The 22,240-nt window shown below is 70.0% G+C and carries 19 protein-coding genes and 2 riboswitches; of the genes, 11 read left to right on the forward strand and 8 right to left on the reverse strand.

Going from position 1 to position 22,240, the window contains the following annotated elements:
* Positions 1-332: 332 nt before the first annotated feature.
* Entirely contained in the window at positions 333-1,247 is a 915-nt protein-coding gene (locus tag ASD65_RS04685) for a hypothetical protein (RefSeq protein WP_156378779.1), read from the forward strand.
* Between the two features lie 121 nt (positions 1,248-1,368).
* On the opposite strand, the gene gcvP is transcribed toward ASD65_RS04685, so the two are convergent.
* From gcvP to ASD65_RS04705, 4 genes are all read right to left on the reverse strand, one after another.
* Positions 1,369-4,191, reverse strand: a complete 2,823-nt coding sequence (gene gcvP, locus ASD65_RS04690; RefSeq protein ID WP_056224472.1) for an aminomethyl-transferring glycine dehydrogenase — start codon at positions 4,189-4,191, stop codon at positions 1,369-1,371.
* 74 nt (positions 4,192-4,265) lie between these two features.
* The gene (gcvH, locus tag ASD65_RS04695; protein WP_056219153.1) at positions 4,266-4,649 is read right to left on the reverse strand and encodes a glycine cleavage system protein GcvH; all 384 of its coding nucleotides are present in this window, start codon (positions 4,647-4,649) and stop codon (positions 4,266-4,268) included.
* On the reverse strand, positions 4,646-5,782 hold the full coding sequence (gene gcvT, locus ASD65_RS04700) for a glycine cleavage system aminomethyltransferase GcvT (RefSeq protein WP_056219156.1): 1,137 nt from the start codon (positions 5,780-5,782) through the stop codon (positions 4,646-4,648). The genes gcvH and gcvT overlap by 4 nt, the downstream gene beginning before the upstream one ends.
* 49 nt (positions 5,783-5,831) lie before the next feature.
* A riboswitch (glycine riboswitch) is annotated at positions 5,832-5,942 on the reverse strand.
* A 1-nt stretch (position 5,943) separates the two neighbouring features.
* Positions 5,944-6,040, reverse strand: a riboswitch (glycine riboswitch).
* A gap of 49 nt (positions 6,041-6,089) precedes the next feature.
* Positions 6,090-7,301: a MarP family serine protease gene (locus ASD65_RS04705; protein ID WP_235566603.1), complete on the reverse strand. Its 1,212-nt coding sequence runs from the start codon at positions 7,299-7,301 to the stop codon at positions 6,090-6,092.
* A gap of 87 nt (positions 7,302-7,388) precedes the next feature.
* Here ASD65_RS04705 and ASD65_RS04710 point away from each other — a divergent pair, with 87 nt between their 5' ends.
* The 6 genes from ASD65_RS04710 to ASD65_RS04735 are packed head-to-tail and all read left to right on the forward strand — an operon-like array spanning position 7,389 to position 14,041.
* Positions 7,389-8,111, forward strand: a complete 723-nt coding sequence (locus ASD65_RS04710; protein WP_200948619.1) for an NrtR DNA-binding winged helix domain-containing protein — start codon at positions 7,389-7,391, stop codon at positions 8,109-8,111.
* A gap of 12 nt (positions 8,112-8,123) precedes the next feature.
* Complete coding sequence (gene nadA, locus ASD65_RS04715; protein WP_056219160.1) at positions 8,124-9,473, forward strand: quinolinate synthase NadA; 1,350 nt, start codon at positions 8,124-8,126, stop codon at positions 9,471-9,473.
* Positions 9,470-11,074 (forward strand): L-aspartate oxidase, encoded by a 1,605-nt coding sequence (nadB, locus tag ASD65_RS04720; RefSeq protein ID WP_056219163.1) that lies wholly within the window; start codon positions 9,470-9,472, stop codon positions 11,072-11,074. Before nadA ends, nadB begins: the two co-directional genes overlap by 4 nt.
* Entirely contained in the window at positions 11,068-11,937 is an 870-nt protein-coding gene (gene nadC / locus ASD65_RS04725) for a carboxylating nicotinate-nucleotide diphosphorylase (protein WP_056219166.1), read from the forward strand. Before nadB ends, nadC begins: the two co-directional genes overlap by 7 nt.
* Before the next feature lie 14 nt (positions 11,938-11,951).
* Positions 11,952-13,097, forward strand: coding sequence for a cysteine desulfurase family protein (locus tag ASD65_RS04730; protein ID WP_056224476.1), 1,146 nt, complete (start codon positions 11,952-11,954; stop codon positions 13,095-13,097).
* Positions 13,094-14,041, forward strand: a complete 948-nt coding sequence (locus ASD65_RS04735) for a glycosyltransferase family 2 protein (protein ID WP_056219168.1) — start codon at positions 13,094-13,096, stop codon at positions 14,039-14,041. Before ASD65_RS04730 ends, ASD65_RS04735 begins: the two co-directional genes overlap by 4 nt.
* A gap of 12 nt (positions 14,042-14,053) precedes the next feature.
* Here the strand turns inward: ASD65_RS04735 and ASD65_RS04740 are convergent, their stop codons facing one another.
* Positions 14,054-16,099: an ABC transporter ATP-binding protein gene (locus tag ASD65_RS04740; RefSeq protein WP_056219172.1), complete on the reverse strand. Its 2,046-nt coding sequence runs from the start codon at positions 16,097-16,099 to the stop codon at positions 14,054-14,056.
* Between the two features lie 62 nt (positions 16,100-16,161).
* Between ASD65_RS04740 and ASD65_RS04745 the strand changes: the two genes are divergently transcribed.
* Positions 16,162-16,368, forward strand: coding sequence for a hypothetical protein (locus ASD65_RS04745; protein ID WP_056219174.1), 207 nt, complete (start codon positions 16,162-16,164; stop codon positions 16,366-16,368).
* Positions 16,369-16,387: 19 nt separating this feature from the next.
* On the opposite strand, the gene ASD65_RS04750 is transcribed toward ASD65_RS04745, so the two are convergent.
* On the reverse strand, positions 16,388-17,020 hold the full coding sequence (locus ASD65_RS04750) for a DUF1345 domain-containing protein (protein WP_056219177.1): 633 nt from the start codon (positions 17,018-17,020) through the stop codon (positions 16,388-16,390).
* Between the two features lie 104 nt (positions 17,021-17,124).
* Between ASD65_RS04750 and ASD65_RS04755 the strand changes: the two genes are divergently transcribed.
* The 3 genes from ASD65_RS04755 to ASD65_RS04765 all read left to right on the forward strand — a co-directional run bounded on the left by ASD65_RS04755 (position 17,125) and on the right by ASD65_RS04765 (position 20,726).
* Positions 17,125-18,627: an MDR family MFS transporter gene (locus tag ASD65_RS04755; protein WP_056219180.1), complete on the forward strand. Its 1,503-nt coding sequence runs from the start codon at positions 17,125-17,127 to the stop codon at positions 18,625-18,627.
* Positions 18,628-18,913: 286 nt separating this feature from the next.
* Positions 18,914-19,501, forward strand: coding sequence for a carboxymuconolactone decarboxylase family protein (locus ASD65_RS04760; protein ID WP_056219183.1), 588 nt, complete (start codon positions 18,914-18,916; stop codon positions 19,499-19,501).
* A gap of 22 nt (positions 19,502-19,523) precedes the next feature.
* Entirely contained in the window at positions 19,524-20,726 is a 1,203-nt protein-coding gene (locus tag ASD65_RS04765; protein ID WP_056219186.1) for a phosphotransferase family protein, read from the forward strand.
* 12 nt (positions 20,727-20,738) lie between these two features.
* Here the strand turns inward: ASD65_RS04765 and ASD65_RS04770 are convergent, their stop codons facing one another.
* Together ASD65_RS04770 and ASD65_RS04775 are read right to left on the reverse strand one after the other, a co-directional pair.
* On the reverse strand, positions 20,739-21,254 hold the full coding sequence (locus tag ASD65_RS04770; RefSeq protein WP_056219189.1) for a hypothetical protein: 516 nt from the start codon (positions 21,252-21,254) through the stop codon (positions 20,739-20,741).
* 29 nt (positions 21,255-21,283) lie between these two features.
* The gene (locus ASD65_RS04775; protein ID WP_056224478.1) at positions 21,284-22,132 is read right to left on the reverse strand and encodes an Fpg/Nei family DNA glycosylase; all 849 of its coding nucleotides are present in this window, start codon (positions 22,130-22,132) and stop codon (positions 21,284-21,286) included.
* Between the last annotated feature and the right edge of the window lie 108 nt (positions 22,133-22,240).

The raw sequence follows: 22,240 nt of genomic DNA on the forward strand, positions 1-22,240 counted from the left end.
AATAGCCACAGTCTCGACGTACGGTTGCCGTCTCGCGTGCTGCGCGGTCTCGCGGACCGCAGCGTGGCCTCGCGTGCGCAGACGGGGCTTGGCAAGGCGCGACGCAGAGTACGCGCCGACCAGCGATTCCTGCACAGGGGCACCACCCCGGGCGGCTCTCCACGAACGCACGGAGTACACGCGTTCGCACGGCGCGAGGTCGGCACGGTCGACATATGACGCTGAGCATCGATCCGAGTCCTGCCCCACAGATCGGGGTCGCGTGTCCCGTCGCCTTGATTCGCTCCTGCGACGTCGCGCATGCCGATCGGCGGATTGCGAACGGTGAGCTCGTGAGGGTTCGGCGTGGCGTGCTCGCGCCCGCGCAGCAGTGGGCGAAGCTCAAGCCGTGGGAGCGGTATGTCGCCCGTATCCACGCGGTCGTTCTGCTGCGTCCCGGCGTGGTCATGTGCGGCGAGTCCGCCGCCGTGGTCCTCGGTTTGCCGATCTTCGGCGAACCGGCCGATGTGCATGTGCTCGACACACCAACGGCGACCGCTCGCCTGCACGGAGGCATCCGGGTGCACACGACGCATGCAGACCGTGCGATCGTCCAGGTCGGCGGAATCCTCGCCACCTCGATGATCGACACGGTGATCGATGTTGCCCGCTCGCGCCACGGCGCAGTCGGATTGGCCGTGGCGGATGCCGCGCTCCGCGCTGACCCGGATCTCAGCGTCGAAACCTTCGTGGCCGCCAACGAGTCCCGGGCGAGCATTCGCGGTCGACGCGTGGCGAGGTGGGCACTCCATCGGGCGACGGCTTTGGCGGAGACACCCCTCGAGTCGGTCAGCCGCGCCGCGATCGAATGGCTCGGATTCGAGGATCCGACGCTGCAGGTGGCGTTTCGCACGGGTGGTGCTCTCGACCGCAGCGACATGTGGTGGGAGAAGGCTCGGGTGATCGGCGAGGCCGATGGCGATATCAAGTACGACGGCTCTCTGCAGCCGTCCGCCGAGGCGATCAGGAAGGAGAAGGACCGCGACCGGCGGCTGCGCCACCATGCGTCTGGCATCGGCCATTGGGGGTGGTCGGATGTCGCACGCGTGGCTCCGTTGCGCGACGCGCTTCACCACGCCGGACTACGACCCGTCGCGCCCGAGACATCGCGCGAGTTGCTGAGCCTGTCGACGTTACTCGGTAGACGACACGCGTCTGGCCGCGACCGCGCCCCCGATCGCGAGACTGCAACGGGGCGTCGAGACTGAGGGAATTACCCGCAGTCTCGACGCCCTCATGCAGTCTCGGTGTTTCCGGGCCCGGGCGCGCCGGGCCCGGACGCGCCGGACGCGCCGGGCACAGCCTCGCCCGCCCGGCCCGGCCGTTGCCCTAGGCGAACGCCTCGATGGGCGGGCAGGCGCACACGAGGTTGCGGTCGCCGTAGGCGTTGTCGATCCGGCGCACGGGAGGCCAGTATTTCGTGCGGACCAGCGTGTGCACGGGGTACACCGCGAGCTCGCGCGAGTACGGGTGCGTCCACTCGCCCTCGATGACGGACGAGGCCGTGTGCGGGGCGTTCACGAGGGGGTTGTCGTCAGCCGGCCACTCCCCCGCGGCCACGGCGAGCGCCTCGGCCTTGATCGCGATCATGGCCTCGATGAAGCGCTCGAGCTCGGCGAGGTCCTCGGACTCGGTCGGCTCGACCATGAGTGTCCCGGCGACCGGGAACGACATCGTCGGAGCGTGGAAGCCGTAGTCGATCAGGCGCTTGGCCACATCGTCGACGGTCACGCCGGTCTCCTCGCGCAGCGGACGCAGGTCGAGGATGCACTCGTGCGCGACGAGCCCGTCCGCGCCGGTGTACAGCACCGGGTAGTGCTCGCGGAGGCGGGCCGCGATGTAGTTCGCCGAGAGCACGGCGGCCGCTGTGGCGTCCCGGAGACCCTCCGCGCCCATCATCCGCACGTACGCCCACGAGATCGGCAGGATGCCGGCCGACCCGTGCGGCGCCGCCGAGACGGCGCCTCCGTCGAAGGTGAAGCCTCCGGCGTGGTCTCGGCGCTGGGAGAACGGATGGCCCGGCAAGAACGGTGCGAGATGCGCCTTGGCCGCGACCGGACCGACGCCGGGTCCGCCGCCACCGTGCGGGATCGCGAACGTCTTGTGCAGGTTGAGGTGCGAGACGTCGCCACCGAGGTCGCCGAACCGGGCGTACCCGAGGAGGGCGTTGAGGTTGGCGCCGTCGACGTAGACCTGTCCCCCGGCGTCGTGCACGGCCTGGGTGATCTCCAGCACATCGTGCTCGTACACACCGTGCGTCGACGGGTACGTGATCATCAGCGCGGCCAGCTCCTCGGCGTGCAGCGCGATCTTGGCCCGCAGGTCGGCGAGGTCGACGTTGCCGACCTCGTCGCACGCCACGACCACGACCTTCATGCCGGCCAGCACCGCCGACGCGGCGTTCGTGCCGTGCGCCGACGACGGGATCAGGCACACGGTACGCGTCAGTTCGCCGTTGGCACGGTGGTATCCGCGGATCGCGAGGAGCCCGGCGAGCTCGCCCTGCGAGCCCGCGTTGGGCTGCAACGACACGGCGTCGTACCCGGTGACCTCCGCCAGCCAGGTCTCGAGCTGCTCGATCATCGCGAGGTAGCCGTGCACGTCCGCCTCGGGGGCGAACGGGTGCACGCGCGAGAACTCGGGCCACGACACGGCCGCCATCTCGGTCGCCGCGTTGAGCTTCATCGTGCACGAGCCCAACGGGATCATGCCGCGGTCCAGCGCGTAGTCGCGGTCGGCGAGCTGCTTGAGGTAGCGCATCATCGCCGTCTCGCTGTGGTGCGCGTGGAACACCGGGTGCGTCAGGTACTCGTCGGTGCGCAGCAGCGACCGATCGACTCCGGCGAGCCCGGCGGCATCCGCGAAGGGCACCTGACGCTCGCCGTTCTCATCGACGTCGGGCAGCCCGAACGCCCATGCGATGACGGCGAGGTCGGCGGCGGTCGTGGTCTCGTCGACAGCGATGCCGACGGTCGCGTCGTCCACCCAGAAGAGCTGATAGCCCTTCGAGCGGGCGCGATCGATAACCTGCACCGATGGACCCGGCGTGACGACGCGGATCGTGTCGAAGAACGAGTCCGACACCAGATGCAGGTCGAACGATCGGAGCTTCTCGGCGAGCGCCTCGGCCTTCTGGGCCACCTCGGTGGCGATCCGGCGCAGCCCCGTGGGCCCGTGGTAGACGGCGTACATCGCGGCCATCACGGCCAGCAGCACCTGGGCGGTGCAGATGTTCGACGTGGCCTTCTCGCGACGGATGTGCTGTTCGCGCGTCTGCAGCGCGAGACGGTAGGCGGGATGCCCCGCCGCGTCCTGCGACACTCCCACGAGTCGTCCGGGCAGCTGCCGCTCCAGACCGGCGCGCACGGCCATGTAGCCCGCGTGCGGTCCGCCGAAGCCGAGCGGCACGCCGAAGCGCTGGGTGGTGCCGACGGCGACATCGGCGCCGAGCGAACCCGGCGAGGCGATGAGCGTCAGCGCGAGCAGGTCGGCGGCGACGACGACGAGTCCGCCGGCGATGTGCACGGCGTCGATCGTGCCGGTCGGGTTCCACACCCGACCGGATGCTCCGGGGTACTGCACGAACGCGCCGAACAGCTCCGCGGGCAGTGCTTCGCCCCGGGCGAGGTCGACCTCGACGAGTTCGACGCCGACGGCTCCGGCGCGCGAGCGCAGCAGCGCCTTGGTCTGCGGCAGCGCGTCGGAGTCCACCGCGAACACGTTCGAGGTGGTCTTGGCGGCACGACGGGTCAGCAGCATCCCCTCCACCACGGCGGTGGACTCGTCGAGCATCGACGCGTTCGCCGTGGCCAGGCCGGTGAGATCGGTCACCATCGTCTGGAAGTTGATGAGCGCTTCGAGCCGCCCCTGCGAGATCTCCGGCTGGTACGGCGTGTACGCCGTGTACCAGGACGGGTTCTCCAGGACGTTGCGCGAGATCACCGAGGGGGTGAACGTGTCGTAGTAGCCGAGCCCGATCATCGGGCGCGCGACCCGGTTCTGCGACGCGAGCACGCGCAGCTCGGCGAGCGCCTCGGCCTCGGTCGCGGCGGGCGGGATGTCGCTGGTGCTGCGCGGGGTGACGTGGATGGATGCCGGCACCGCCGCCTCGACGAGGGCATCGACGCTGTTGTAGCCCAGGGTGTCGAGCATCTGACGCTGGGCCGCGGCATCCGTCCCGATGTGCCGTGCCGCGAATTCGCCCCGTCCTCCGGGTGCGGGAATGCTCACGCGTCGCCTCCGGTGAGCGCGATGTAGGCCTCGCGGTCGAGGAGCTCGGCGGGCGCGGAGGTGTCCACGCGCAGCTTGAGCAGCCAGCCCTCGCCGTACGGGTCGCTGTTGACCAGCGAAGGGTCGTCCACGACGGCGCTGTTGATCGCGATGATGTCACCGGTCAGCGGGGCGTAGAGCTCGCCGACGGACTTCGTCGACTCGATCTCGCCGCAGACCTGTCCGGCGGAGACGCCGGAGTCCACACCGGGGAGCTCGACGAAGACGACGTCGCCGAGCTTGTCGGCGGCGTAGTCGGTGATGCCGACGGTGGCCACGTCGCCGTCGAGGGCGATCCACTCGTGCTCGGCGGTGTACTTGAGGCTGGTCAGGTCGGTCATTTGTTCCTCCGGTAGAAGGGCAGAGCGGTGACGGTCGCGGGGATTCGTGTCCCCCGGACGTCGATGGACAGGGTGGTGCCGGGCGTACTCAGTGCGGGTGCGACGTAGGCCATCGCGATGGGGAATCCGAGGGTGGGGCTGAGCGCCCCGCTGGTGATCTCGCCGACGCGGTCGTCGCCGTCGTAGACCTCGTAGCCGGCGCGGCCGGCACGTCGGCCCTCGGCGACCAGTCCGACGAGGACGGGTGCGTCCGAGGCGACCACGGCGGAGAGACCGGCGCGACCGACGAAGTCGGCCTTGTCCGCGGCGACGACGCGACCGAGCCCGGCCTGCGCGGGGACGATGTCGAGCGAGAGCTCGTGGCCGTAGAGCGGCATGCCCGCCTCGAGGCGCAGCGTGTCGCGGGCTGCCAGGCCGGCCGGGACCAACCCGAGCGGAGCGCCCGCAGCGAGCACGGCGTCCCACAGGGCGACCGCGTGCGTGTTCGGGATCAGCAGCTCGTACCCGTCCTCTCCGGTGTACCCGGTGCGGGCGATCAGGAGCGGCTGTCCCTCGAACGCGGCGGACACCGAGGCGTAATACCGGAGGTCGTCGAGCGGATGCCCGAACCCGGCGAGACCGGCCGTCGCATCCAGCACGGCACGAGCCGACGGCCCCTGCACCGCGACGAGGGCGTACTCGTCGGTGGCGTCGGTGACCTGCACGTCGAAGGACGCCGCCCGCTCGGCGAGAGCCGGAGCCACCGCATCCCGGTTGCCCGCGTTCGCGATCACCAGGTACGGCCGGGCGTCATCGTCCAGGCGGTACACGATCACGTCGTCGATGATCCCGCCGCCCTCGGCGAGCAGGAGCGAGTACTTCGCCTTCCCGATCGGCAGGGTCGAGAGGCGACCGGCGAGCGCGTAGTCGAGGTAGGCACCGGCATCCGGACCCGAGACGAAGAACTCGGCCATGTGCGAGATGTCGAACAGTCCCGCCGCGGTGCGCACCGCGTGGTGCTCAGCGAGATCCGAGGTGTAGCGCACCGGCATCAGCCAACCGCCGAAGTCGGTGAAGGACGCGCCGAGGTCCTCGTGACGGGCGCGCAGCACCGTCGAACGAGGAAGGGGCGGAACGAAATGGGGGTCGGACATGAGTTCTCCCGTTGTCGTGCGGGCAGTCGTCGATCGACGACTGGTGAACTCCCCCTCTGTCTTGGGCCTGAGAGCTTCGCTGCGGCCCGCAGAACTGCGGAGGCGCGGCTTTCACCGTGGGCGGATGGGACGACGGACGTCCCATCACTTTCCAGAGCGGCCGGACGCGAGCGGTACGCGGACCTGAGAGATTGGCGGGGAGGCTTGCTCCTTCGGTGCCCGTTCCCCGAGGGGACGGGGCTCTCCCGCACGCGACATTCGGCCTGTCTTCAGTTTTCCGGTCCAGCATAGCGAAGCCGGCTGCCACTCAGGTGGTGCAGCGCCCCGAGTCGACCGCGGCCGACAGAGCGCCCGCCTGGGCGACGACCGGGGCGAGTTCTGCCGTGGTCATCGCATACCCGCGGTCGGGGTCATCCTCGGCCCGCGCGAACACGACACCCGCGGCATCCCCGTCCGCGGTGAGCAGCGGTCCGCCGGAGTTGCCGGGCTGCACCGTCGCGGCGAGCGCGTACACCTCGCGCAGCGACGCGGCGCCGGAGTAGATGTCCGGCACCGGGACGGTCCCGACCGACAGCACCTCGGCGCCAATCATCGTGAACGGTCCGCCGAACGGGTACCCCTGCACGACGCCGGGCGTCCCCGGCGCGAGCGTGTCGACCACCGGGATGACGGCGGCGTCCAGGTCGGTCACGGCTATGACGGCGAGATCGACGATCGGATCGAAGTACACGATCGTCCCTTCCCGTGCGGATCGGCCGGGCAGCTCGACGATCGGGGTCGTGACCCCGGCGACGACGTGGGCGTTGGTGACGATGCGGTCGGGGGCGATCACGAATCCCGTCCCCGTCGAGCTGCGACCGCACGCGTACGCGACGCCGGAGACGCGGGCGACGGATGCCGCGGCCTCCGCCAGCTGCGGATCATCGAGTGCGACGGGCGGCGCGGTCGGCTGCACGTCGAGGTCCAGCAGCGCTCCAAGCTGCGGGATCGCCTGGTCGAGCACGGTCGCCCTCAGCTGCGCCATGCCGGCGGCAACAGGGGTCGGCGTCACCTGATCGATCAGTCCGAGCACCCGTGATGAGGCGAGCGCGGACGAGAGGAACGGGGTTCCGGTCGCCGCCACGCTCGAGCCCACCAGGGACAGAGCCAGCGCCGCGACGATGACGCTCGCGACGCCGCCGAGAGCACGGTCCACCCATTTGAGCCGGATCCGGTCGACCCCGCGCCGCAGGACCGCGCCGATGGCACCGCCGATCGCAGCTCCCGCGATGAGGAGCGCGACTCCGGTCGCCACCACGATCACCGGACGCCACTCCTGCCACGGCCAGGCGTCATTGACGACGGGCATGAGCCAGAACGCGGCGAGCGCTCCGGCCGTCAGTCCGAGCAGGACACCCAGGCTCGCCAGGAGCCCGCGCTGGATGCCGGCGATCAGCGCGATCACGAGGATCACGCAGAGCACGATGTCGACGATGAGCACGCGGCATCCTTCCTTCCGATCGGGCACCAGCGTAGGCATCCCAGCTGTGTATCGGCCCTCGCGCACGACCCGGTTTGCCTTCAGGTCGAAGTGACTCTAAGATCGAGTCAGCGAGTTAGAGTCAACATGACACAAACAACGGTGAATCCCCAGCCTCACACCCCGGCCACGCCGTCGGGTGATGTGACGCGCGTCGCCGTGTCGACCGTGATCTTCAGTCTGCGCCGCGACGCGTACGGACGGCCCCTTCTCGTGCTCCCCCTGGTGCGCCGCACCCGCGACCCGTTCGAGGGCCGCTGGGCGCTGCCCGGCGGATGGCTCGATGCGACGGAGAGTCTGGACGCCGCGGCATCCCGCACCCTCGCCGAGACGACGCGACTCGCCCCGAGCTATCTGGAGCAGCTGTACGCGTTCGGCGATGTCGACCGCTCCCCCACCCGTGTCGTGTCGATCGTCTACTGGGCGCTCCTTCGGCCCGACGAGGTGTACGCCTCCACGGCCGAGGAGAACGTGCGCTGGTTCGACGCCGAATCGCTGCCCGAACTCGCGTTCGATCACAACCACATCGTCGAGTACGCCCTGTGGCGACTGCGAAACAAGGTCGGCTACAGCCGCATCGCGCACGGGCTTCTGGCCGACGAGTTCACTCTCGCCGAACTGCGCGAGGTGTACGAGTCGATCCTCGACCGACGCCTGGATCCGGCGAATTTCCGTCGCCAGGCGGAGAACTCCGACACCCTCATCCCCACCGACCGTTTCCGCACGGGCAGCCACCGCCCCGCACGTCTGTACCGCTACAACCGGGATGTCGAACTCGCCGACCGCGGGCCCGTCATCGTTCGTCACTGAATCGAGCACGCCATGACCGAGACCCTCCTGACCCTGCAGCCCCGCCCCGTCGACCCGTCGGTCGATCACGAGATCCAGGCGATCGTCTCGGGCGGCTCGACCGCCGAGACCTGCAACACGGACCTCGCCGAGGGGCCGTGGAACTTCGACATCCGCCCCGGATACGGTCCGGGTTCGTCGATGGGCGATGTCATCCCGACCGGTTCGCCGCGCCAGGGCGAACTCCCGGCGGCATACCGCGAGGCATCCGATGAAGAACTGGATGCCCGCATCCGCGCGGCCAAGGCCACCCTCGGTGATCGCGCCGTCGTGCTCGGGCACTTCTATCAGCGCGAAGAGGTCATCGAGCACGCCGACTACGTGGGCGACTCGTTCCAGCTCGCGAACGCGGCGCTCGAGCACCCGAATGCCGAGGCCATCGTGTTCTGCGGCGTGCACTTCATGGCCGAGACGGCCGACCTCCTCTCGCGCCCCGAGCAGGCCGTGATCCTCCCGAACCTCGCGGCGGGCTGCTCGATGGCCGACATGGCCGACATCGACCAGGTCGAGGAGTGCTGGGAGCAACTCGCCGAGATCTGCGGCGACATGGACGCTGTAGACGCCGACGGGCTCGTGCCGGTCATCCCGGTCACCTACATGAACTCGTCGGCCGCCATCAAGGGCTTCGTCGGCCGCCACGGCGGCATCGTCTGCACCTCGTCGAATGCCCGCACCGTGCTCGAGTGGGCGTTCGAGCGCGGCCGCCGCGTGCTGTTCTTCCCCGACCAGCACCTCGGCCGCAACACCGCCAAGGCGATGGGTGTGCCGCTCGAGCAGATGCCGATGTGGAACCCGCGCAAGCCGTTCGGCGGCAACGACGAGGACGTGCTGGCCGACAGCCGGGTCATCCTGTGGCACGGCTTCTGCTCGGTGCACCGCCGCTTCACGGTCGAGCAGATCGACAAGGCCCGAGCCGAGCACCCCGGCGTGCGCGTGATCGTGCACCCGGAGTGCCCGATGGCCGTCGTGGACGCCGCCGATGAGGCCGGCTCGACGGACTACATCCGCAAAGCGATCCAGGCCGCCACCGAGCCGACGACCTTCGCGATCGGCACCGAGGTCAACCTCGTGCAGCGCCTGGCGGCGGAGCACCCGCAGCACACGATCTTCTGTCTCGACCCGGTGGTGTGCCCGTGCTCGACGATGTACCGCATCCACCCCGGCTACCTGGCCTGGGTGCTCGAGGGGCTCGTCGAGGGCGAGGTGCGCAACCGCATCACGGTGCCCGCCGACGTCGCCGACCCCGCCAGGCTCGCCCTCGAGCGCATGCTCGCCGCCAAGCCTCCGGCGGCCCCGGCGGCCGCGTGGGAGAACGCCTCATGACCGAGCCCACCCATGTCGTGGTGGTCGGCAGCGGCATCGCCGGGCTGACGGTGGCGCTGCACGCGGTGGAGAGCGGATGCCGCGTCACCCTCGTCACCAAGGACGTGCTCGAGCACGCCAACACGCGCTTCGCGCAGGGCGGCATCGCCGGTGTCATGTTCGAGGACGACCGTCTCGAAGACCATGTGCGCGACACCTTGACCGCGGGAGCCGGCCTCAGCGAGCCCGAGGCCGTCCGCGTGCTCGTGGAGGAGGGGCCCGTCCGCATCCGCGAACTCGTCGAGCTCGGCGTGGGCTTCGACCGCGACCCCTCGGGCGCGTTCGTGAAGGGCCTGGAGGCGGCGCACTCGTATCCCCGCATCCTGCATTCGGGCGGGGATGCCACGGGCACCGCCATCGAGAAGGCCCTCGTCGCCCGGCTGCGCGCCTCGCACGTGCGCGTCATCGAGCACGCGTTCCTGGTGGACCTCGTGCTCGACGGCGGCCGCGTGCGCGGCGTCGAGCTGCTCATCGACGACGCCCCCGGCGTGACGGGTCGCCGCGAGACCGTCGCGGCGGACGCGGTCGTGCTGGCCACAGGCGGCGCCGGCCAGTTGTACGCCCACACGACGAACCCGCCGGTCGCCACCGGCGACGGCATCGCCGCGGCCATGCGCGCCGGCGCCGATGTGCGCGACCTGGAGTTCTTCCAGTTCCACCCGACCGTGCTGGCGATCGGCGATGCCTTCCTCGTCTCAGAGGCTGTGCGCGGAGAGGGCGCCACCCTCATCTCCACCGATGGTCGCCGCTTCGCTTTCGACGCGCACCCCGACGGGGAACTGGCCCCGCGAGACATCGTCGCTCGCGCCATCGCCCAGCAGATGGAGGCGCAGGATGGACGCCCGGTGCTGCTCGACGCGACCGGACTGCGCCCGACCGTCGCGGAGCGCGAAGAGTTCCTCGCAAAGCGGTTCCCCACGATCGACCGGGCCGTCCACGACCGCGGGCTGGACTGGGCGCGCAACCCGATCCCCGTCACGCCCGCCGCGCACTACCTGATGGGCGGGGTAACGACCGATCTCTTCGGCCGCACCACGATCCCCGGCCTGTACGCCGTCGGCGAGGTCGCGCGGACCGGCGTACACGGCGCCAACCGTCTCGCCTCGAACTCGCTGCTGGAGGGCGCCGTCTTCGGCGCCCGCACCGGCACGGTCCTCGCTGCGGATGCCGCGTCCGGAGACTGGCCCGAGGAATCCGCTGCTCCGTCCGCTCCCCCGTCACAATCCGCTCCCGCACACGGGAAGAATGCGACAGGTGAGCACGGGCCGTTCACCCGGCAGGCGCTGCAGGAGCTGCTTTGGGAGGATGCCGGACTCGTGCGTGATGCCGACGGGCTGGAGCACGCGGCATCCGTCATCGCCGACTGGCGCGCGCACGCCCGCACCCCCGTCGCCGAGTCGGAGTACGAGGACGAGAACCTCCTGCTCGTCGGCGCCGCACTCGTCGCTGCTGCGCTGGAGCGACGCGAGTCGGTCGGCGCGCACTTCCGCAGCGACGATCCGACCACCGCACGTCCCGCACCGGCATTGGCCGAGTCGATCTCAGGAGCCCCCGCATGCTGACCGCCGCCACGATCGATCGCGTCGTCGGCGCTGCCCTCGAAGAGGACGCACCGTGGGGCGACATCACCAGCGAGACCCTCATCGTCGAGACCGCCATCGCGACGGCCGAGCTCATCGCCCGTGAGCCGGGCGTCTTCAGCGGCGGTGAGGTCTTCGCCGCCGCCTTCCGCCTCACCGATCCGCGCATCCGCGTCGACCTGATCGTCGAGGACGGCGCGTGGTTCGACGCCGGCACCGTGCTGGCCGTCGTCACGGGACCGGCGCGCGCCGTGCTGACCGCCGAGCGGGTCGGATTGAACTTCACCCAGCGGATGTCGGGAATCGCCACGCTCACGGGTCGCTACGTCGCCGAGGTTGCGCACACGGCGGCACGCATCGCCGACACCCGCAAGACGACTCCCGGCCTGCGTGCCTTCGAGCGGCACGCCGTGCGCAACGGCGGCGGCCACAACCATCGCTACAGCCTGTCCGACGCGGTCATGGCCAAGGACAACCACCTCGCGATGCTGACGCAGAACGGCGTCTCGGTGACGCAGGCGCTGCAGGCGGCGAAGTCGCGGCTGCCCCACACGATGCACATCGAGGTCGAGGTCGATCGCCTCGACCAGATCGAGCCCGTCCTGGCTGCCGGGATCGGCACGATCATGCTCGACAACTTCGCGCTCACAGACATGCGGACCGGTGTCGCCCAAATCGCCGGCCGGGCCACCGTCGAAGCGTCCGGCGGTGTCAACCTCGACACCGTCCGGGCGATCGCCGAGACGGGTGTCGACGTCATCTCGGTCGGCGCCCTGACCCACTCCGCACGCGCGCTCGACCTCGGGCTCGACATCCGCATCGACGCGGGCGCACAGCCCGCCTGAGCCCGGCGATGAGCATGCTGTACCTCGACAACGCGGCCACCACCCCGGTGCGGCCGGAGGTGCTCGAGGCGATGACCCCGTTCCTGACCCGGTGGTTCGGCAACGCGTCCAGCCACCACACGGTCGGCGAAGCGGCGGCCGGCGCGCTGGAGGATGCCCGCGCCCGGGTCGCCGCGGTGCTCGGCATGCGCCGCAGCGACGTCATCTTCACTTCCGGGGGCACGGAGGCCAACAACCTCGCGGTCAAGGGCATCGCGATCGCCGCGCAGCAGCGCCGTGGCGCGCGGCATCTGGTCACGACGCCGATCGAGCACGAGTCGATCCTGCAGTCGGCGGACTATCTCGCCCGCATCCACGGTTTCACGGTCACGCCCGTCGCCGTCGACGCGTTCGGGCAGGTCACCGCCGCCGCGATCGCCGACGCCCTGCGCGACGACACGGCCGTGGTCAGCGTCGGGTACGCGAACAACGAGGTGGGGACGGTGCAGGATGTCGCCGGCATCGCCGCCGCCGCCCGCGGGCGCGGCATCCCGATCCATATCGACGCCGTGCAGGCCGCCGGATGGTTGCCCCTCTCCGCGACCGACCTCGGGTACGACGCGATCTCGCTCGCGGGCCACAAGCTCGGCGCCCCGAAGGGCATCGGCGTGCTCGGCATCCGCGGACGCGTGCCGCTGGAGCCGGTGCTGCACGGCGGGGGCCAGGAGCGCGGCCGCCGCAGCGGCACGGAGAACGTCGCCGGAGCGGTGGGATTCGCGACCGCCCTCGAGCTGGCCGACGCCGAGCGCACCGAGGATGCCCTGCGGGTCGCGGTCCTGCGCGACGGGTTCATCGCCGCCGTGCTCGCGGGGGTCCCCACCGCTGCGCTGACGGGCGATCCGGTGCACCGGCTGCCGGGCACCGCGAGCTTCACGTTCGCGGGCACCAACGGCGAGGCCGTGCTGCTCGAACTCGAGCGGCGCGGGGTCGTCTCCTCCAGCGGCTCGGCGTGCGCCGCCGGCAGCGAGGAGCCCTCGCACGTCCTGCTCGCCCTGGGCATCGCGCCCGAGGTCGCGCAGACCGCGGTGCGCTTCACCATCCCGCACGGTCTCCGCGAACCGCTGGACAGCGTCGCGGCGGCGGTCGCGGCATCCGTCGCCGCCGTACAATCGGGCGGGTGAGCAACCCGCCTGTCGTCACCGTGATCGTGCCCGGCTTCGACGTCGAGGACTACGCGCAGGAGGCGCTGGACTCGCTCCTTGCGCAGACGCTCACCGACTGGGTCGCCGTGCTCGTGGACGACGCCTCCAGCGACCGCACGGGCGCGATCTTCGACGCGGCGGCCGCCGCCGATCCGCGATTCCGAGTGATCCACCACGATCGGCAGCGCGGACTGAGCGCGGGTCGCAACACCGGACTGGATCTGGTGACCACACCGTTCGTCGGATTCCTCGACGCCGACGACCGTCTCTCGCCTCGGGCCCTGGAGCGGCTCATCGATACGGTCGTGCACAGCGGCAGCGACTTCGCCCTCGGCGCGTACGTGCGCCTGCGACCCGACGCCGGCGGCGGCTACAGCGCGGGCGACGTGCAGCCGTGGGTGGCCGCGGCGACCGATCCCGCACTCGTGGGCACGACCCTCGAGGCGCACCCCGAGGCATCCGGCAACATCGTGGCGTGGTCGAAGGTGAGCCGCATCGACTTCTGGCGGCGCACCGGCCTGCGCTTCCCCGACGGGAAGCTCTACGAAGACCAGGTCGTCGCCCAGCAGATGTACACGCGGGCGCGCAGCTTCGATGTCATCCCCGACGTCGTCGTGGAGTGGCGCGAGCGGGCCGACGGCAGCTCGATCACGCAGCACAAGGAGGCGCTCCCCGTGCTGCGGGACTACCTGGAGGCCCTGGCCGGGGGCCTCGAAGTGCTGGATGCCGCCGACCAGTCCGCCGCCGCTGCCGCCCGGGTTCGCCTCATCCTCGCGATGGACGTTCCGCCGCTGGTGCGCATCGCGCAGACCCACCCCGACGACGCGTACCGACGTGCGCTCGGGGCGTTCGTGCGCGAGCTCGATGCCCGCGGCACGGACGCGGGCTCTCCTCCCGATATCGCCGCAGCGCTGCTCTGGTGAGCTGAAGCCCGCTCAGTCCGCGCGGTCGACGCGCGCCCAGGCGGGCTCTGTGTCCACTCCGGGCAGCGGGACGAGCGCGACGACGGATTCGTCGGCCGCTCCGACCGGCGGGCGATCCGCACGACGCTCAGGATGGTCGGGACCCGGCTGCGCCTCTTCCACGGCGAGGATGCGGGATGCCGCGAGCTGCTGCGCCGCGAGTTCGGTGTAGAGCCCGCCTGCAGCCAGGAGCGACGCGTGTGTGCCGGATTCGACGATGCGGCCGCCGTCGACGACGTGGATGACGTCGGCGTTGATGACGGTGGACAGCCGGTGCGCGATGGACAGCGTCGTGCGGCCGCGGGCCGCGGCATCCAGCGCCTCCTGCACGACACGCTCGGAGACGGTGTCCAGCGCCGACGTGGCTTCGTCCAGCAGCAGCACCGGCGGGTCCTTCAGCAGCACCCGCGCGATCGCGATGCGCTGCTTCTCGCCGCCGGATAGCCGGTAGCCGCGCTCGCCCACGATGGTGTCGTAGCCGTGCTCGAAGCCGACGATCACGTGGTGGATGTTCGCGGCGCGGCACGCCGCTTCGAGCTCTTCCTGCGTGGCGCCGGGCTTCGCGTATCGGAGGTTCTCGCCGATCGTGGCGTGGAACAGGTAGGTCTCCTGCGACACGATGCCGACGGCGTCGATGATCGAGGTGTGCGTGAGGTGACGGACATCCGCTCCCGCGAACAGCACGCTGCCCGCGGATGCCTCGTACATGCGCGGCGTCAGATACAGCACCGTCGTCTTACCGGCGCCGGACGGCCCCACGAACGCGACGTGCTGCCCCGGCTCGGCCCGGAACGAGACGCCGTCCAGCGTGGGGCGGCTGTCGGCCGCGGCATCCGGGTAGCGGAAGACCACATCGCGGAACTCGACCGTGCCCAGCCGCTCAGGCGCGTGCGCGGCATCGATCGCGTCCGGCGCATCGCTGATCGCCGGCACCAGATCGAGGTACTCGAAGATGCGGGCGAACAACGCGCGCGAGGTCTGGAGGTCCAGCGCGATGCGCATCAGCGACATCAACGGCCACAGCAGACGCGCCTGCACGGTCGTGAATGCGACGATCACACCTGCGGTGATGTCGGCGTTGCCGCCGGTGAGGATGAACCCGGCGACCAGGTAGATGATCGCGGGGACCGACGCCATCAGCACGTTCACGACGCCGAAGAACCACTGGCCGCTCATGGTCTGACGCACCTGCAGCCGCACCTGGTTGGCGGTCTCGGTCGCGTAGCGCTGCTCTTCGGTCTGCTGACGGTTGAACGACTTGGACAGCAGGATGCCCGAGACGCTCAGCGTCTCCTGGGTGATGGCCGTCAGCTCCGACAGGGACTCCTGCGTCTCGGCGGCGATGCGCGCCCGCACGATGCCGACACGGCGCTGCACGATCGCCAGGATCGGCAGCATGATGACCGCGATGATCGTCAGCCGCCAGTCGATCAGCAGCATCGCGACGAGCGAGGCGATCACGGTGACGAGATTGCCCAGGATGCTGGTGAGCGTGGTCGTGAGGACCCCCGCAACGCCGCCGACGTCGTTCTGCAGCCGTGATTGGATGACGCCGGTCTTGGTGCGCGTGAAGAACGCCAGGTCCATCCGCTGCAGGTGGGAGAACAGCTTCAGCCGGAGGTCGCCGGTGATGCGGTTGCCGACCGAGGATGTCAGCCACGTCTGGATGATGTTCAGCGCGGCGGTGGCGACGAACAGTCCGATCATGAGCGCCACGAGTTGCCCGAGCAGCCGGAGATCGGGGCCGCCGCTGGGCGGGAACAAGGCCTCGTCGAAGATCCGCTCGATCACGAGTGCGGGGATCACGCCGAGCGCCGCACTGACGATCACGAGCGCGCCGGTGACGGTCAAGCGTCCGCTGTACGGCCGGAACAGCGCCATCACGCGCTTGCCGAGGTCGGGGATCTTGGGAGCGGCCTTGTTCAGCGCGCGCTGCGCCTTGGGATCGACCATGCGGCGACCGCCGCCTCCACCGCCTCCGCCGCCGCCTCCGGCCGGTCGTGTCCCGCGATGTCCCATGCTCATCCGGTCAGCGTAACCCCGGCGATGGACAGCGCGGGCAGTCGCGATAGGCTCGGTCCATGGCCGGAACAGCAGACAAGCCCCTCGACGGAGAAGACCTCGCCGCACTGCGCGCCGAGATCGACGCACTGCAGGCCATTCCGGAGGAGGAGATGCTCAATCCCCTTCCCCACGCACTGGAAGAGCGCGAGCCGACGCCTGCACCCACCGACGCCATCGGCTCGGAGGACTGGGACGACACCGAGGGTGACGAACCCGCCGAGTAGCTGACGCTCGCGCGCCGCGTCAGCCCAGGTTCGACACCAGGTTGATCACGGTCGCGAGGATGACGGCGCCGAACAGGTACGCCAGCATCGTCTGCGCGATCACGAGGCGACGGATCTGGTTCGTCTGCACGTTCGTGTCGGCGACCTGGTACGTCATCCCGAGTCCGACCGAGAAGTAGACAAAGTCGGTGTACATGGGGTCCTCGGCCTGGTTGAAGCTGATCCCGCCCACCGGCTCGGCGTAGTACTCGCGCGCCATGCGCAGCATGTAGTCGACCTGGATCAGCGCCCATGATGCGATGACGCTGCCGGCCGCGATCGCCGCGAGCACGAACCCCTCGACGCGTCCGAGCGTCGAGGCCTGCAGCAGCACGGCCGCGACCGCGGCGAGGCTGGCGACACTGCCGATCACGGAGATGACCCGTGCCACGCGCCGTCCAGGGTCCTCGCGCTGAGCGTGCGCACGTGTCGCCACCGCGTCCATCCGCCAGACCACGACCAGGATCCACACGACCGCGATCAATGCGCCCATGCCCCAGCCGGACAGCAGCCCCGCGGCGAGTCCGGCGATCCGCCCGACCACGACGCCCGTCGCGATGCCTCCGATCGCACCGACGATCAAGCGGGTGATCGGACCAGAACGAACAGCCATGCCCGAATCGTGTCATGGATGAGGGAATTCCCTGTCGGCGCACGCCGTTAGGGTCGAACAGTGCCTTCTGCGGGGGATGGCGCGAGATGCCTTGGAGACGATTGATGACCGCCGATACCGACACTTTGCGGACTGTTGCCGCACCTACGAAACTGACTCCTCGCGAATCGCGGATCATCTGGCTGCTGCTGGGTGCCGCGTTCGTCGTGATCCTCAACGAGACGATCATGAATGTGGCGATCCCGCATCTCATGATCGACCTGAGCATCACCGCTCTGGCCGCCCAGTGGTTGACCACCGCATTCATGCTCACGATGGCCGTGGTGATCCCGATCACCGGCTTCCTATTGCAGCGCTTCACCACGCGTCAGGCGTTCATCGGCGGAATGACACTGTTCAGCCTGGGCACCATGGTCGCGGCCTTCGCCCCCGGATTCGAGGTGCTACTGGTCGCACGTGTGATCCAGGCATCCGGTACCGCCATCATGATGCCGCTGCTGATGACCACCATCATGACGCTGGTGCCGGCGCGCGCCCGCGGTCGCATGATGGGCATGGTCTCGGTCGTGATCTCGGTCGCACCTGCAATCGGCCCGACACTGTCCGGCATCATCCTGGAGACGCTCGGCTGGCGCTGGATGTTCGGCGTCGTGCTGCCCATCGCGATCGTGATGCTGCTCATCGGGGCGAAGTGGGTCACCAATGTCGGCGAGACGACCCGCGCTCCGATCGACGTGCTCTCGATCATCCTGTCCGCGCTCGGCTTCGGTGGGCTGGTCTACGGCCTCAGTCAGATCGGCGGCGCCTCGGCCCACGGCACCTCCGCGGTCGCAGTGGCCGCCGCCGAGATCGCGACGATGACGATGTGGGTCGCGCTGAGCGTCGGCGTGGTCGCGCTCGGGCTGTTCATCTGGCGTCAGCTGATCCTGCAGCGCAAGGACGACGCGCTGCTGGATCTGCGCGTGTTCCGGTCGAAGAACTTCTCGATCGCGATGGGACAGATGCTCGTCCTGTCGCTGACCTTCTTCGGCACGCTCGCCGTGCTGCCGCTCTACCTCCAGCACGTCCTCGGCCTCTCGCCACTGGACACGGGACTCATCGTGCTCCCGGGCGCGCTGATCATGGGCTTCACCGGCCCCCTGATCGGATCGATCTACGACCGCTGGGGCACCCAGGTGCTGATCATCCCCGGGTCGATCATCGCCAGCGCCGCGCTGTGGTTCTTCTCCACGGTGGGCGAGACCACGCCGGTCTGGGTCATCGTCGCGGCGCACGTGACGCTGTCGCTGGGACTGGCGATGTCGTTCACGCCGCTGTTCACCGCATCGTTGGGTTCGCTCGAGAAGCGCTTCTACTCGTACGGCAGCGCCATCGTGGGCACCGTGCAGCAGGTGGCCGGCGCCGCGGGAATCGCCGTGTTCATCGCCGTGATGTCGGGTGTCACGGCCGGCGCGATCAGCGGCGGCGCCGAAACCGTCGCGGCCGAGGCTGCCGGAGTCCGCGCGGCCTTCCTGCTGGGCGCGATCATCTCGCTGCTCAGCGTCGCCGGGTCGTTCTTCGTGCGCAAGCCCGCGGATCAGCTCGAAGGAGCGCACTTCGCGCACTGACAGAGAATGCCCCGCGGCTCAGGCCGCGGGGCATTTCTCTTGTGCGTCTCAGACCGAGCAGCTACCGCCGCCGCAGCAACCGCCTTCTGCGGCGGGGGCGAGGAGATTGAGCTCCTCGGCAACCGGCTGGAGAACGGTCAGGGGGCTGGTCTGCGTAGTGGTCATGGCTCCAGCGTAGCCCTCGGCAGGTCGTGCGGGACGATTCCCTCCCCCTGACGTATCAGCGACCGAGGTGGCAGACTCACTCCCGTTGCGCGGTTGCAGCACCCGCGCGGAGGGATTCGACATGATCATCGCGCCGCCGACCGTCGATCAGGCCACCGGACACGTCGCCGACATGTATGCCGGCGACCACACGGTGGACGGGTTCGTCTACGCCCACACACAAGCGATGGCGGTGAATCCCGAGGCACACGAGGCGTTCGAAGCACTCGTCCGCGCGGTCGTCCCGTCGATCGGGTTCCGCAACTACGAGCTCGTGACGCTCGCGGCAGCCCGAGGCATCCGCTCTGCGCATTGCCTGCTCGCGCACGGTCGCCGCACGCTGCGCGCCGAGGTGATGGGAGAGGACCAACTGGCCGACCTCGCGGAGGACTACCGCGCCGCAGGCCTGAGCGAGGCCGAGGTCGCGATGATGGCGTACGCCGAGAAGTTGTCGACGGATGCCGCGTCCATGACTGACGAGGACAGCCGGTCGCTGCGCGATCATGGATTCTCCGACCGCCAGATCGTCGACATCACGCTCGCCGCGGCGGCGCGAAACTTCTTCAGCCGCGCACTCCAGGCGCTCGCGGTGCCGGTGGACGAGGTACCCGGGCTCTCACCGCGGCTGCGCACCGCACTGCTGAGTCCGACCGAGCACGCCGCCCCCTAGCCGACGACTACAGTCGTCGACTATGGGCCGACCCGACGCACGCCGCGCTGAGCTGGTTCTGTGCCTGGCCGACGGCACTGTGCTCGGCAGCACCCCGTCGTTCGCGGTCACGTCGCCGTGGGCTCCGGAGGTCGCTCCGGTGTGCGATGCCGCAACCGTGCTGCTCGGCGAGCGGCCGACGATCCTGCGGATCCTCGAGTTCGTCGCCCGGCCGGACGGCCAGCCCGACCTGACCCGCTACCTTGCCGAGATTCCGCGACCGCCCGCCGCTGCACTGCGCCCCGTCACGGGCGACCCTCTCGCGCCCGTCCCGCACCGGATGCCGTGGGCCAGCGTCGGCGGACCCGCCGCGCTCCTGGGCTGGGCCGCGCAGGCGCTTGCGGTGCAGGGCATCGAGCTCACCGGAGAAGCGGCGCAGCAGCGAACCTGGAACCTCTCCACCCTGTGGCGCCTCCCGACCACGCAGGGAACGGTGTGGCTCAAGGCGGTGCCGCCGTTCTTCGCGCACGAGGGCGCCCTCCTGGAGCGACTCGCGCGCCACGCCGTGCCACGCGTGTTGGCCCGCTCCCCCGGTGCCGTGCTGCTGGCCGAGATCCCCGGCGACGACCTCTACGACCATGAGCCGGCCCAGGCCCGCGCGATGGTCGACCTGCTCGTGGACATCCAGCGCGACCAGCGGTCGTACCTCGCAGAGCTGTTCCGGCTCGGACTCCCCGATTGGCGGATGCCGGCGCTGCGCGACGCGGTCACGCCCGTGTTCGAGCGGTACGCGGACGCGCTGCCCGCGTCGGACCGCGCCGCTGTGGCCTCCGTGCTCGCAGGGTGGGACGGCCGCACCGCGGACCTCGACGCGTGCGGCCTCTCCGACATGCTTGTGCACGGCGACTTCCACCCCGGCAACGTCCGCGGATCCGGTGGCGAGCTCGTGCTCCTGGACTGGGGCGACAGCGGCATCGGCCACCCGCTGCTCGATGAGGCGGCGTTCACCGAGCGGATGCCGCGACCCGAGGCCGATGCCGTGCGGGCGCATTGGGCCGACGTGTGGGCGCGCACGGTGCCCGGAAGCGATGCCACCCGCGCGATGACCCTGCTCTCCCCCATCGCCGCCCTGCGACAGGCAGCTGTCTATCAGGGCTTCTTGGATCGCGTGGAACCGGACGAGCGCTTCTACCACCGCGACGACCCCGTGCGCTGGCTCGAGAGGGCGGCGGCGGTCGCCGCGTGATGCCGGGGCGGGTCAGTGGATGAGCGCCTTCGCGGCAATCAGCACGGCACCGAACGCCGCCGTCATCAGCGCTCCACCTACGCGGGCCATCGTGCTCTGAGACCACCGCGCCACCGCGATCCACCCGACGAGCGCGAGCAGCAGCACATCCAGGACCAGCGCGCCCATGATCGCGGCTTCATCCGGCAGGATCCCGGTGAGGCCGGCCAGCAACACGAGCAGCGGCGGAACGGCGACGATGAGCATCCCGGACGACTCGCGGAGCGCGGCGACCAGCGCCAGGCGGAGGTTATGGTCGACGCCGGCACGCGAATACTGCGACAGCGTGCGCGCGTAGACGTGCGCGGCCCAGAACACCGCGACCGTGACGAACACGGTGACGAACGCTCCCACCGATTCGCCGGTCAGGGTGCCGCTGACCACGATCAGTCCGGAGACGAGGATCAGTCCGTAGATCGCATCCTCGCTGAAGAGAGCGCGCGCGATCCGCTGAACGGGCGAGAGGGCGTCGGTCGAGGCGTCATGCACGGGTTCAGACTACGGCGAGTCCGTACCGGTCAGGACAGCAGCACTCCCGCCGTCTGGCACGTCGGGCAGTAGTGCGCAGCGGCGCCGGAGAACGTGAACTCGGCGATGGTGCCGCCGCACACCGGACACGGCTCGCCCGGCCGGCGATGCACCTGCATGTCGCCGCGTTTCTCGTCTTTGAGGGATTCCGGCGGCAGACCTCGTCGTGCGGCCACGGCATGCTGCAGGATGCCCTCGATCGCGGAATGCAGCCGCTCGATCTCAGCGGGCGTCAAGACGGCCGCGTGCACGACCGGCGAGAGCTTCGCGGCGTGCAGGATCTCGTCGGAGTAGGCGTTGCCGATCCCGGCGAGTGCCGTCTGGTCCTGCAGGAGAGCCTTGAGCTGCTTGCGGCGTCCGCCGAGGACACCGGCCAGCGCGGCGACGCTGACGTCTTCCGCCAGCGGGTCGGGCCCGAGCTTGGCGATCGCGGGCGCGTCACGCGGGTCGGACACGAGGAAGATCGACAGCGCCTTCCACTGCCCGGAGTCGGTCAGATCGAACCCGGAGCCGTCGTCGAACCGCAGCCGGGCCATCAGCGTCGCGTCTCCTGCCCGCTTCAGTCCGTCCGGTGCCGCGTCGTGCCACAGGAGCCAGCCGTCGTGCCCCCAGTGCACGATCAGGTGCACGGCGCCGCCCTCGAGCGTCTCGGCGACCACATCGATCAGCTTCCCGAAGCGCGCGACCGCGACCACGCGGCATCCGATCAGGTCACTCGGTTCCGGATGCCGGGTCTTCAGGGCTTTGCCCAGCACGACGTCGAACCCGGTGACGGTGCGGTCGGGGATGCGGTCGGACAGGAAGTCGACGAGCGCCTGGACCTCGGGTGACTCGGGCATGGCCCCATGATTCCACGCGGCGACGACATCCCGTGAGGACCCGACGAGAACCCGCACGGGCTCCGTGAGGACGAAGGGACCCGCACGACTCGACGCGTAGACCGGGAA

The sequence above is a fragment of the Microbacterium sp. Root61 genome, from assembly GCF_001427525.1.
Lineage (GTDB): Bacteria > Actinomycetota > Actinomycetes > Actinomycetales > Microbacteriaceae > Microbacterium.